This is a genomic window from Pseudomonas sp. Pseusp3 (assembly GCF_047304225.1).
Classification (GTDB): Bacteria; Pseudomonadota; Gammaproteobacteria; order Pseudomonadales; family Pseudomonadaceae; genus Aquipseudomonas; species Aquipseudomonas fluorescens_CD.
Window position 1 is genome coordinate 1 of record NZ_JBGLYV010000145.1, and the last position, 11,450, is coordinate 11,450.

An 11,450-nucleotide genomic window follows, 5' to 3' on the forward strand; every position below is an offset into this window, starting at 1 on the left:
GGCAAGGACTATTTTACCCGGATCAGCGAAACCGACGAGGTGAAAACCCGGTTGGCGCAACTGGCTGCACGACGGGTGCGGGACGGTCAGATCGTGGTGTTCGATTCCGGCACCACTACCTTGCAGATCGCACGCTCGCTGCCGGCGGACATCGCCATCACCGCGATCACGGCATCGCCGATGACAGCCATTACCTTGTCCGAATACAAAGGCATCAAGGTGATCCTGGCTGGCGGCCAGCTCAACCCGGCAACGATGTCGGCCAGCGGCCACGAAACCCTGCGGCTGCTGGCGGGCATCAAGGCCGACCTGCTGTTTACCGGGGTCTGCGCGATCCACCCGCAGGTGGGCCTCAGTTCGCTGCACTTCGATGAAGTGCCGGTGAAACAGGCCATGCTCGACTGTGCTTCCCACGTGATTGCCGTGACCACGGCGGACAAGCTCGGCGCGGTGGAACCCTTTGTCGTCGCGCCTTGTCAGCGCGTGCACACGCTGATCACCGAGCAGCATGTGGCGTCAGGCAGTGTCGAGGACTACCGGGCGTTGGGGGTCGAGGTGGTGCAGGCGCAGGATTGAACACTTTTTTGTGTCCACCGAAGATCAAACTGTGGGAGCGGGCTTGCTCGCGAAGGCGGTGTGACTGCCGCTGAATATGTGTTGAATGTACCGACCCCTTCGCGAGCAAGCCCGCTCCCACAGGGATTGATGTCGAGCTCAAATATCGAGGCCGGTACAAACAACATCCATGTTGAATGTATTGGCCAGTAACCTCAGCGCAGTCGCTCAAGCATCTGGTAGTACCACATGCCGGCAGCGAGCATCGGGTTGCCCAGCAGGTCGCCCATGGGTACGCGGATGTGCTGGCAGGCAGCGAACGTGTCGAACTGCTCCAGCTGCCCGGTGATCGCCCGGCCCATGATTTCACCCATGATGTGGCTGGTGGCGATGCCGTGGCCGGAGTAGCCCTGGCAATACCAGACGTTGTCCGACAGCTTGCCCAGTTGCGGGATGCGGTTGATCACGATGCCCATCGCGCAGCTCCACTGGTAATCGATGGCCACGCCTTTGAGCGCCGGGAAGGTCTGCTCGATGCACGGGCGCAGCTCGGCGGCGATGTCGCGTGAATCCTTGCCGCTGTAGTTGGCGCCGCCACCGAACAACAGGCGACCGTCAGCGGTGAGGCGGTAGTAGTCGAGCACGAAACGGCAGTCGTAGACCGCCAGGTCTTCGGGGTTGATCTGTCTGGCCAGATCGCCCAGCGGCGCGGTAGTGACGATGCCGCCCATGGCCGGGAAAATCTTGCCCTTGAGCTTGCCCGGTTCCAGCTTGTGGTAGACGTCGCCGGCCAGCAGCACCTGACTGGCCTCGATGTGCCCGTGGGCGGTACGTACGCCCGGGCTCTGGTGAAGGCCATCGCCGTGGATGATCTCCAGCACTTCGCTGTTTTCGAAGATCAACGCGCCCAGGCTTTCGGCTGCGCGGGCCTCGCCGATGCACAGGTTGAGCGGGTGCAGGTGCATGTTGCGGGTGTTCTTGATCGCGCCGTGGTAGAGGTCGCTTTGCAACAGGTCGCGGACCTGGCTGCGGTCGAGCAGGCTGACTTCATCGCCCATGCCACGGCGCACGGCTTCCTCGTAGTCCTTGCGCAAGCCATCCATGTGCGCGGGCTTGTACGCCGCGTGCAGGTGGCCGTGCTTGAGGTCGCAGGCGATGCCGTACTTTTCCACGCGCTGGCGGATGATCTGGTGCCCGCGCCAGCGCAGGTTCCAGATGAAGTCGTCGACTTCATCGCCGATGGTGCGGCGCATCTGTTTGCGCATGGCTTCATCGCCCGAGAGACTGCCGGTGACCTGGCCGCCATTGCGCCCGGTGGCGCCCCAGCCGATCTTGTGGCTTTCGACGATGGCGACCTTCAGGCCTTTTTCCGCCAGCTCGACGGCGCTGGCCACGCCGGTGAAACCGCCGCCGATGATCACCACGTCAACCCGGTGCCGGCCTTGCAGCGTCGGGTAATCGGTGTCCTGGTTGAGGGTGGCGGTGTAGTAGGAATTGCAACGTTGAGTCATGTCGGTGTCCAGGCAAAATGGGGAGAAGCTCAATGCCGGTCAGGCGAACGCAGTCATGTGGGAGCGGGCTTGCTCGCGAACGCGGTGTGTCATTCGACATCAACGGTGAATGACACACCGCGTTCGCGAGCAAGCCCGCTCCCACAGGTTCTGTGTATGGCTGAGCAGGAGCGTAAGGAGGGAGCGCGCCGATCAGGCGGGCAGGGCGCTATCCGGCGGACGTGCGGAATGACGCAGTTTGGAACGGCGCAGGGCCATGGGCAGGTTGACGATGCGCTTCATGCAATGCCGTCCACGGCCAGCAGCGAGGTGGCCTGGAGCGAAATGTTCAGCAGGTGCTGTTCTGACGGCAAAGTACGCATGGCGCAGGTTTCCGGCGGCGCAAATCGTCGGTGGCGAGTAGAACAAGCCATCCGGGGATGGCTGGATACTAGGGAGGATTGTGACGCGTGTAAATGTCTGGTTCAGGACATCAGGTGCACACCAAGGCCGATCAACCCGCAGACGGTCAACACCTCGATCACCCCGCGCTTGAAACGAAGCAACGCAATGCCCGCCACCAGGGCGATCAGCAGCGAAGGCCAGTCCAGTCGTCCTTCGAAGCCTTTGGGCCAAAGCACATGGTAGCCAAAGAAACACGCCAGATTGAGAATCACGCCCACCACGGCAGCCGTAATGGCCGTCAGTGGCGCGGTGAAGGTGAGTTCGTTGTGCGTCGACTCCACCAGCGGTCCGCCGGCGAGGATGAACAGGAACGAAGGCAGGAAGGTGAACCAGGTCACCAGCGTGGCGGCAATGGCGCCGGCGACAAACGCTTGATCCGGCCCGAAGACCTGATGCACGTAGGCACCGATGAAACCGACAAAGGCGACGACCATGATCAACGGACCCGGAGTGGTTTCACCGAGCGCCAGACCGTCGATCATCTGCGTCGGCGTCAGCCATCCGTAGTGACCGACCGCGCCCTGGTAGACATACGGCAGCACGGCATAGGCCCCTCCGAAGGTCAGCAGCGCAGCCTTGGTGAAGAACCAGGCCATCTGGGTCAAGGTGCCTTCCCAGCCGAACAGTGCGGTGAGCATGGCCATGGGCAGTGCCCACAGGATCGCACCGACAACGGCCAGGCGCGCCAGTTTCCAGCCACTGAAACGGGCGTGCTCCGGGGTCGGGGTGTCGTCGTCGATCACGGCCGGGCCGAAGGATTTTTTCGCCGCGCCGTGGCCACCGGCCCTGAATTTTTCCGGTGCCAGTCGTCCGCCGAAATAACCGATGACTGCCGCGCCGAGCACGATCAACGGAAACGGCACGTTGAGCACGAAGATGGCCACGAAGGCCGCGGCGGCGATGCCCCATAACCAGCCATTCTTCAGCGCCCGCGAGCCGATCCGGTGAGCCGCCTGCACCACGATGGCCGTGACCGCCGGCTTGATCCCGTAGAACAATCCGGCGACCACGGGCACTTCACCAAAGGCGATGTACACCCAGGACAGTGCAATCAGGATGAACAACGACGGCAACACAAACAGCACGCCAGCGATCACGCCGCCCCAGGTCCGGTGCATCAGCCAGCCGATGTAGGTCGCCAGCTGCTGAGCCTCAGGCCCAGGCAGCAACATGCAGTAGTTGAGCGCATGCAGAAAGCGCCGCTCGGAGATCCAGCGCCGGCGTTCGACCAGTTCCTGATGCATGATCGAAATCTGCCCGGCGGGCCCGCCAAAGCTGATGAAACCGAGCTTGAGCCAGAATAGAAAGGCTTCGCGCAGGCTGATGGACCGGGGCAGCAGCACATCCTGCTCCGTGATCGGGGAGGGCGTGGGGCTCAAGAGGAAACTCCTTGTGCAGAGGTGTTTTGAGCCAATGACTGTAGCTACACCGAAGCGCGTTGGATAGTCACCTGATGCTGCGCTTCTGCCCAGCGCGTGACGGCTGACCGGTCGCTGTCACGGGCATCGACCCAGCGTGCGCCGCACGCCACGTCTTCGCGTTTCCAGAACGGCGCGTCGGTTTTCAGGTAGTCCATGATGAACGCACAGGCTTCGAAAGCGGCTTGACGATGGGGGCTGCTGACACCGACAAACACGATCGGCTCGCCGGTCGACAACGGGCCGATCCGGTGCACGATCTCCACGGCCCGCAGCGGCCATCGGGCCCTGGCATTGTCGATGATGTTCTGCAGTGAACGTTCGGTCATGCCCGGGTAGTGCTCCAGAAACAATCCGGCGACCGCCTCACCCTGATTGATGTCGCGCACGTAGCCGACGAAGTTGACCACGGCACCCACGCCCGGATCGTTCGCCTGCAAGTTGTCGATCAACCGGCCGACGTCGAACGCTTCACACTGGACCCGAACCGTCATGTCTCAACCCCCGGTGACCGGTGGAAAAAAGGCGATCTCGTCATAGTCCCCGATCACCTGGTCCGGATGGCACAGCTCCTGGTTCAGGGCACACATCAGGTTGCTTTCACCCAGCACATTGCTCCACACCTCACCGCGAGCCATCAGCAATCGGCGCACGTCTTCGATGGTCTTGAGGCTGTCGGTCAGGGGCAGTTTTTCACCGCCCAGATTGAGCTGCTCGCGGTAACGGGCGAAGTAGTTGATCAGGATCATTGTGCGGCCTCGAACTTGAAATGACCGGAGCGGCCGCCTTGTTTGCTCAGCAGGCGGATGTCATCGATGACCATGGCGCGGTCCACCGCCTTGCACATGTCATAGAGGGTCAGCGCCGCCACGCTGACGGCGGTCAAAGCTTCCAGTTCGACCCCGGTCTGGCCCTCGACGCGGCAGGTGCCGACAATTTTCACACTGTCCGGTGTGCAGGCCTTGAGTTCGACGTGGATCGAACTGAGCAGCAGGCTGTGGCACAGCGGAATCAGCTCATGGGTTTTCTTCGCCGCCATGATTCCGGCGATTCGCGCGACGGCAAACACATCGCCCTTGGGGTGGCCGTCGCTTTGAATCAACTTCAAGGTTTCCGGGCGCATCCGCACCCAGGCCTGGGCCTGGGCTTCACGCAGCGTCGAGGTTTTTTCGCTGACATCGACCATGTTGGCGCGACCCTGACGGTCGAGGTGGGTCAGGCCATTGGGCGATGCATCTGAAATGTCTGTCATGGGGAGTTCCTGCGCTTGCCAGCGCGGTGATCGGGTGAAGGCATCATGCCGGGCTGTAAATGCGTGGTGCGTTTCGGTGAGGGACGTGAATCAGGTTGAGGCGATGTTTGATTGCCCATTGCACGGTCAGGGCGGTGGGCGCCGACAGGCTGACCAGCGTGCCGAGCCTGGCCCTGACGGCTTTGTGAATCAGCTCCAGGCTGCAACGGCTGGTGACCACGGTGAAGCCGCTGCGGCTGTCGATGCCGGCGTGTTGCAGGGCACCGATCAGTTTGTCCAGTGCGTTGTGGCGGCCAATGTCCTCGCGGCAGATCAGCGCGTTGCCATGAGGGTCGAAGTACAGCGCTGCGTGCAGTGCACCGCTGCTGCGGGCCATTTGTTGTGCCTGTTCGATGCGGCCGCGAATGTCGATGAAATGCTCGGCGGGCGGCAGGGGAACCGGATCGAGAATCTGCAGTTTCGGCAAGGCCTGTTCCAGCGCTTGCACACCGCACAGTCCGCAGCCACTGGTGCCCGCCATTTGCCGACGATGGTTCTTCAGTGCCCAGAACGCGCGGCTGGAGATCTGCACGTCTGCTTGAACGGCCTGGTCGAAATGGGTGAGGCGCAGGTCGTAGATTTCGCTCTGGTCTTCGACGATGTCGTTGCTGACGCTGAAACCACGGATGAAATCTTCGAGGTTGCCCGGCGACACCATCATCACGGCCTGACTCAAACCGTTGTAGGTGATTGCCAGGGCAATCTCTGAAGCCAGCGCCGCCTGACAGACTGACGCCGCGTTGTCGTACTCGCGAAAGTTCACATTCAGCGGCTTGGGTGCGGGGGCGTTGGTGTCGCTTCGAATATCGGTTTGTTCAACTTGGCATAACATGAAAAGAACCTCGAAGCGCTGAATTAAGTTCAGGCTACGGGTAACTTTTCAACGCGTCCAATCGCTTGTTCCGATGCGCCGATTGGTGATGTCTATCAGGCTGGCCAAACAGGTCTTTTTCGGTTTTATATAAAACCGCAACTTGATCAGTGAGTCCGGCTGAATAAAGTTCGGGCTTCGGCGAAACACTTCTCGGCAATTGCCGAGCGCGGTTCGGTCTTGCGCATGACCAGGCCCAGGGGGGCGAGCACACTGGCATCCGGCAGTTCGATGAACGACAGGTGTTCGATGGGTTCTTCCAGGCCGCTGTCCAGCGGCATGATCGCGCAGCAGAAACCTTCGTGAATCGCCTGCAGCAATTGGTAAGTCGAATCGCTTTCCAGGATCGGCTGCGGGTCCAGTCCGCGGCTGCGAAAGCTCAGGTCGATGGATTTGCGGTAGTGCATGCCGTTGCTGAGCATCCCCAGCGGCAGTTCGGCGGCGTCCTCCCAGCTCATTTGCGCACCCTCGAAATGGAAGTGGCGGGTGTCGTACAGCAGGCCGACGCGGGTTGCGCCGATCTCGAAAAACTCGAAATAGCTCGGATTGACGTGATCGAGGTAGCACACGCCCAGGTCAAGCTGATTGTTGCCCAGGCCCTCGATGATCTGGTCGGAACTCATGGAAGACAGGCTGTACTTGAGCTCGGGAAAGCTGCGGGACAGGCCCTGAATGTAGGTGACGGGGTTGAAGCTGCTCAGCGGCACCAGGCCCAGGCGCAAGTTGCCGACGAGCTGGCCCCGGCACGCGGCGGCCTCGGCGAAGAGCCCGTCGTGGGCGGCCAACAGGGTTCTGGCCCACGCCAGTACCCGCTCGCCGGCCTGGGTAAAACCCTCGAAGCGCTGCCCCCGGGTGACCAGCACCAGGTCCAGTTCATCCTCCAGGTTGCGCAGACGCATGGACAGGGTGGGCTGGGTGATGTGGCAGCGCGCGGCAGCCTGGCCGAAGTGGCGGGTCTGCTCCAGGGCGATCAGGAACTTGAGTTGTTTGATGTCCATGACGGCACCTGCTGACGGGGGAGTGAAGGGTAAGTATTGACTCAGGTGCGCAAGACACAAGGCGCGGCGGAAACCGTGAGGTGTGGACGATCTCACTGTCCTGGGCGTGCGTCCAATCACTGGTATTTAAGGGGTTATCGATGCGCTCTATCGTCGATGGTGTTTTATATTGATAGAGCGGCTCGATAGTCTGGTTGGTTAGAGTGATTAGACAGCGTTTGTTGGACCGATTTAGTCTCCGGAAGTTGTTTAATTCAGCTATTTAATTCATGCCGGCCGGAGAATCCCATGAGCGTTAAACCGGATGCGTTGTTTATCCCTTTGAATATTGCCGTGCTGACAGTCAGCGATACCCGTGAGTATGCCAATGACACTTCCGGCCAACTGCTCGTCAGTCGTTTGCTGGAAGCCGGCCACACCCTCAGCGAGCGCAACCTGCTCAAGGATGACCTGTACAAGATCCGCGCGCAGGTGGCGAACTGGATTGCCGACGACGGCATTCAGGTGGTGTTGATCACTGGCGGTACCGGGTTCACCGGCCGCGACAGCACCCCCGAGGCGGTGGCCTGTTTGCTGGACAAGCAGATCGACGGATTCGGTGAGCTGTTCCGGGCGATTTCGATCCTCGACATTGGTACCTCCACAGTGCAGAGCCGGGCACTCGCCGGGCTGGCCAATGGCACGCTGGTCTGTTGCCTGCCGGGTTCCACGGGCGCCTGCCGCACCGCGTGGGAAGGCATCCTCGCCGAGCAACTCGACGCTCGCCACCGGCCGTGCAATTTCGTACCGCACCTCAAGCCCGTGCAAGCCTGCGGGACGCGGGGATGAGCGCTGCACCGCTGATGTCGGTGGAGCAAGCCATCGACCGGCTGCTGACAATGGCCGAGGCACACAGGATTGAAGACAGCGAAGCGGTGCCGCTAAGTGCCGCCGGGCAGCGGGTGTTGGCCAATGACCTGGTGGCGACCCTCGATCTGCCGCCGTGGCCGAACAGCGCCATGGACGGGTATGCCCTGAATGTCGACGGCTGGGATGGGGAGCCATTGAGCGTGTCGCAGCAGGTGTTTGCCGGACACGCCCCCGAAGCCTTGGCACCGGGAACCTGCGCGCGCATCTTCACCGGCGCGCCTGTTCCGCCGGGTGCCAACTGTGTGGAGATGCAGGAAAACACCGAGGTGCTGGATGACGGACGGATCCGGTTCAAGCAGCCACTGCGCGCCGGCAATAACATCCGTCCGCAAGGCCAGGAGAACGGCGTCGGCGATGTATTGCTGCGCGCCGGCAAACGCCTTGGTCCGTTCGAGTTGGCTGTCGCGGCGGCGCAGGGCTGCACCCATGTGCAGGTCGTGCGGCGACCACGGGTGGCGTTGTTGTCCACCGGCGATGAACTGGTCGAGCCGGGCACGCCACTCAAGCCCGGCAGCATTTACAACAGCAACCGCACATTGTTGAGCCATTGGTTGAGTGCGTTGGGTTGCGAGGTTATCGATGCCGGCATACTCCCCGACGAGCCGCGCCAGACGCGGCTCAAGCTCGAACAGCTGCAACACGCCGCTGACCTGATGCTCAGCACTGGCGGTGTGTCCGCCGGTGACGCCGACTGCCTCGGCCAGGTGCTGCGCGAGTGCGGCAAGCCGTTGCTGTGGAAACTCTCGATCAAACCCGGCAAGCCATTGACCGTCGGCCACTTCGGCCGCGTGCCGGTGATTGGCCTGCCGGGTAATCCGACATCGGCGTTGGTCACTTTCGGCCTGTTGGCCCGGGTTTACCTGTTGCGGATTCAGGGTGTCGAAGACGTCGAGCCCTTGAGCTTTCCGGTCAGGCTCGGCTTTGCCTGGCCCAAACCCGGCAGTCGGCGCGAGTACCTCAGGGCGAAACTCCAGGCCGGTCAAGCGGTGCTCTATCCGAACCAGAGCTCAGGCGTTTTGTTGGGGGCCTCCTGGGCCGATGGGTTGTTGGAGGTGCCGGAAGGCTGCACCTTGGCAGAGGGCGACACGGCGCGGTTTATTCCCTTCAGCGAGCTGTTCTGAATACACCTGAAATACCTGTGGGAGCGGCGGTGCGGCGATCCGACTTGCTCGCGACGAGGCCGGCACATCCAACAGTGATATTGACTGACCCACCGCCTTCGCGAGCAAGCCCGCTCCCACAGGTTTTGTGTGTTTCTTGAGTCTCAGTTCAGCACAAAGTCCACCGGTTCCAGTTGTGGCGGCAGTTCTGTCACGCCCAGTGCTGCCAGTACATCACGCTCGATGTTGCGCACGATGGCGTCGGTGGGCAGGTCGTTTTCATCGCGGCCGAACGGGTCTTCCAGTTCATCGGCAATCGCGTCCAGGCCGAAAAAGGTGTAGCTGACGATCGCGGTGAAAATCGGGGTCAGCCAGCCCAGGGGTTCGGCCATGGCAAACGGCAGGAGGATGCAGAACAGGTAGATGGTGCGGTGCAGCAACAGGGTGTAGGGGAACGGTAGCGGGGTGTTCTTGATCCGCTCACAGACCGCCTGGGCGCGGGTCAGGCTGGTCAGGTGGTTGGCCATGAGCGTGTAGCGCCAGTCGTTGACCGCCCCGGATTCGTTGAGTGTCGAACACTGCTGGCCGACCTGCATCAGTATCTGCCCGCTGATGTCCGTGGTGTTGCCCGTGGGCATCGGGTGCAGCCAGTCGCCGCTGGCGGCCAGTTCGTTTTCCTTGCGCAGCCGCGCGTTGAGGGCATGGGCAAAGCCGCACAGGTTGCTGAGGATGGTGTGCCGCTCATCCGTGTCCTTGATGACCAGGGTTTCACGAATCATCGAGCGCACTTCCACTATCACATCGCCCCACGCCTTGCGCGCTTCATACCAGCGGTCGTAGCAGGCGTTGTTGCGAAAGCTCATGAAGATCGACAACGACAAACCCAGCAACGTGAAGGGTGTTGCACTGACCTTGGAAAAGTAGCTGGGATGCAAGGTTTCAACGAGCACGATGGCCGAGGCGAGCAACGTCACCATCAGGCTGCGCCAGGCAATGCGCTTGGCGATCGAACCCTTGAGGGACGTCAGGACGCCGATCAGGTTGGGTTTGGGTCTCACGATCATGGGTTTCAGCCGCCCGTCATGTTCATGAAGCGAATGACCTGTACGTCGTCGTTCACTTCGAAGTTGTGTCGATAAGGCTTGAGCTTCATCGCCTCGATAATGGCTTTCTCCAGGCGCTCGGGCTGTCCGGGGTGGCTGCGCAGAACAGCCTTGAGATCCACAGAGTGCTCATTGCCCAGGCACAGCAGCAGACGTCCTTCCACGGTCAGCCGCACCCGATTGCAGGTGCCGCAAAAGTTGTGGCTGTGGGGTGAGATGAACCCCAGGCGAATCTGCGGCGCCTCGGCCAGGCGCCAGTAGCGCGACGGGCCCTGGGTCGACTCGGCGGAATCAATCAAAGTGTAGCGTTCGGCGATGCGCTCGCGGACCTGGCTGCTTGCGAAAAACGATTCGGCGCGGCTGTGCTCGTCGATGGTGCCCAACGGCATCTCCTCGATGAAGGAGATGTCGAGGTTGCGGTCGATGGCGAAGCTCACCAGATCGTTGATCTCATGGTCGTTGCGGCCTTTCATGACCACGCAATTGAGCTTGGTGTTGCGAAATCCGGCCTGGTTGGCCGCGTCGATGCCCTTGATGACCTGCGCCAGATCACCGGTGCGGGTCAGTTCGCGAAAACGTTGCGGGTCCAGGCTGTCGAGGCTGATGTTGAGGCGCTTGACCCCGGCCTCGAACAACGGCTCGGCGAGTTTGGCCAACTGCGAACCGTTGGTTGTCATGCACAGTTCACGCAGGCCGGGCAGGGCGGCGATCTTCTGGCACAGCTGCACCACGCCCGGACGAATCAGCGGCTCGCCTCCGGTCAGGCGGATCTTGCGGGTGCCCAGCGCTACGAAGCTTTGTGCCAGTTGATAAATCTCTTCCAGCGTCAGCACCCGTTGGCGCGGCAGGAACTGCATGTCCTCGGCCATGCAATACACGCAACGGAAATCGCAGCGGTCGGTGACCGACATCCGCAGATAGTCCACGCGCCGGGAGAATCCATCGATCAAGACTTGTTCTGACATGACACCCTCGCTTGGCACGTATTGAATGAATGTTCCGTGTAGGAGCGAGCTCTGCTCACGATGGTCGTTAACGATTACGCGTGCCTGCTGGCTGAACGCGGTGCTCTTGAGTCCATCGCGAGCAGAGCTCGCTCCTACAAATATTGCGCCTGTTGAGCGCAGGTGTAGGAGCGAGCCTGCTCGCGATGGTCGTTAACGATTACGCGTGCCTGCTGGCTGAACGCGGTGCTCTTGAGTCCATCGCGAGCAGAGCTCGCTCCTACAAATATTGCGCCTGTTGAGCGC

The 11,450-nt window shown here is 61.5% G+C and carries 12 protein-coding genes; 3 read left to right on the plus strand and 9 right to left on the minus strand.

All coding sequences use genetic code 11. The features are described 5' to 3' along the window. On the plus strand, positions 1-576 hold a 576-nt coding region (locus ACCD00_RS28410; RefSeq protein WP_413428558.1), incomplete at its 5' end, for a DeoR/GlpR family DNA-binding transcription regulator. 194 nt (positions 577-770) lie between these two features. On the opposite strand, the gene ACCD00_RS28415 is transcribed toward ACCD00_RS28410, so the two are convergent. The 7 genes from ACCD00_RS28415 to ACCD00_RS28445 all read right to left on the minus strand — a co-directional run bounded on the left by ACCD00_RS28415 (position 771) and on the right by ACCD00_RS28445 (position 7,088). Further along, positions 771-2,066 carry an NAD(P)/FAD-dependent oxidoreductase gene (locus tag ACCD00_RS28415; RefSeq protein WP_413428559.1) on the minus strand — a complete coding sequence of 432 codons (1,296 nt, stop codon included), beginning with the start codon at positions 2,064-2,066 and terminating at the stop codon, positions 771-773. Between the two features lie 464 nt (positions 2,067-2,530). Continuing rightward, positions 2,531-3,889 (minus strand): chromate efflux transporter, encoded by a 1,359-nt coding sequence (gene chrA, locus ACCD00_RS28420; RefSeq protein WP_413428560.1) that lies wholly within the window; start codon positions 3,887-3,889, stop codon positions 2,531-2,533. A gap of 44 nt (positions 3,890-3,933) precedes the next feature. Next, positions 3,934-4,422, minus strand: coding sequence for a molybdopterin synthase catalytic subunit MoaE (moaE, locus tag ACCD00_RS28425; RefSeq protein ID WP_413428561.1), 489 nt, complete (start codon positions 4,420-4,422; stop codon positions 3,934-3,936). Positions 4,423-4,425: 3 nt separating this feature from the next. After that, positions 4,426-4,677 (minus strand): molybdopterin converting factor subunit 1, encoded by a 252-nt coding sequence (gene moaD / locus ACCD00_RS28430; RefSeq protein ID WP_413428562.1) that lies wholly within the window; start codon positions 4,675-4,677, stop codon positions 4,426-4,428. Continuing rightward, positions 4,674-5,180 carry a cyclic pyranopterin monophosphate synthase MoaC gene (gene moaC / locus ACCD00_RS28435; RefSeq protein WP_413428563.1) on the minus strand — a complete coding sequence of 169 codons (507 nt, stop codon included), beginning with the start codon at positions 5,178-5,180 and terminating at the stop codon, positions 4,674-4,676. Before moaC ends, moaD begins: the two co-directional genes overlap by 4 nt. A gap of 43 nt (positions 5,181-5,223) precedes the next feature. Further along, positions 5,224-6,051, minus strand: a complete 828-nt coding sequence (fdhD, locus tag ACCD00_RS28440; RefSeq protein WP_413428564.1) for a formate dehydrogenase accessory sulfurtransferase FdhD — start codon at positions 6,049-6,051, stop codon at positions 5,224-5,226. Positions 6,052-6,197: 146 nt separating this feature from the next. Then, on the minus strand, positions 6,198-7,088 hold the full coding sequence (locus tag ACCD00_RS28445; protein WP_413428565.1) for a LysR family transcriptional regulator: 891 nt from the start codon (positions 7,086-7,088) through the stop codon (positions 6,198-6,200). Between the two features lie 288 nt (positions 7,089-7,376). Between ACCD00_RS28445 and moaB the strand changes: the two genes are divergently transcribed. Together moaB and glp are read left to right on the plus strand one after the other, a co-directional pair. After that, positions 7,377-7,916, plus strand: a complete 540-nt coding sequence (moaB, locus tag ACCD00_RS28450; RefSeq protein WP_007976036.1) for a molybdenum cofactor biosynthesis protein B — start codon at positions 7,377-7,379, stop codon at positions 7,914-7,916. After that, positions 7,913-9,118, plus strand: coding sequence for a gephyrin-like molybdotransferase Glp (gene glp, locus ACCD00_RS28455; protein WP_413428566.1), 1,206 nt, complete (start codon positions 7,913-7,915; stop codon positions 9,116-9,118). The genes moaB and glp overlap by 4 nt, the downstream gene beginning before the upstream one ends. Before the next feature lie 143 nt (positions 9,119-9,261). Here the strand turns inward: glp and ACCD00_RS28460 are convergent, their stop codons facing one another. Both ACCD00_RS28460 and moaA read right to left on the minus strand, forming a co-directional pair. Further along, the gene (locus ACCD00_RS28460) at positions 9,262-10,161 is read right to left on the minus strand and encodes a bestrophin family protein (protein ID WP_413428567.1); all 900 of its coding nucleotides are present in this window, start codon (positions 10,159-10,161) and stop codon (positions 9,262-9,264) included. Between the two features lie 5 nt (positions 10,162-10,166). Continuing rightward, a complete protein-coding gene (gene moaA, locus ACCD00_RS28465) occupies positions 10,167-11,165 on the minus strand; it encodes a GTP 3',8-cyclase MoaA (protein ID WP_413428568.1) in 999 nt (332 codons plus the stop codon). Positions 11,166-11,450: the final 285 nt, after the last annotated feature.

What these genes read in the sequence shown, in the direction of transcription:
- glp (WP_413428566.1), top strand. Translation starts at nt 7,913, where the DNA reads ATGAGCGCTGCACCGCTGATGTCGGTGGAGCAAGCCATCGACCGGCTG.
- moaC (WP_413428563.1), bottom strand. Translation starts at nt 5,180, where the DNA reads ATGACAGACATTTCAGATGCATCGCCCAATGGCCTGACCCACCTCGAC.
- ACCD00_RS28445 (WP_413428565.1), bottom strand. Translation starts at nt 7,088, where the DNA reads ATGGACATCAAACAACTCAAGTTCCTGATCGCCCTGGAGCAGACCCGC.
- moaD (WP_413428562.1), bottom strand. Translation starts at nt 4,677, where the DNA reads ATGATCCTGATCAACTACTTCGCCCGTTACCGCGAGCAGCTCAATCTG.
- ACCD00_RS28415 (WP_413428559.1), bottom strand. Translation starts at nt 2,066, where the DNA reads ATGACTCAACGTTGCAATTCCTACTACACCGCCACCCTCAACCAGGAC.
- moaE (WP_413428561.1), bottom strand. Translation starts at nt 4,422, where the DNA reads ATGACGGTTCGGGTCCAGTGTGAAGCGTTCGACGTCGGCCGGTTGATC.
- ACCD00_RS28460 (WP_413428567.1), bottom strand. Translation starts at nt 10,161, where the DNA reads ATGATCGTGAGACCCAAACCCAACCTGATCGGCGTCCTGACGTCCCTC.
- moaA (WP_413428568.1), bottom strand. Translation starts at nt 11,165, where the DNA reads ATGTCAGAACAAGTCTTGATCGATGGATTCTCCCGGCGCGTGGACTAT.
- fdhD (WP_413428564.1), bottom strand. Translation starts at nt 6,051, where the DNA reads ATGTTATGCCAAGTTGAACAAACCGATATTCGAAGCGACACCAACGCC.
- moaB (WP_007976036.1), top strand. Translation starts at nt 7,377, where the DNA reads ATGAGCGTTAAACCGGATGCGTTGTTTATCCCTTTGAATATTGCCGTG.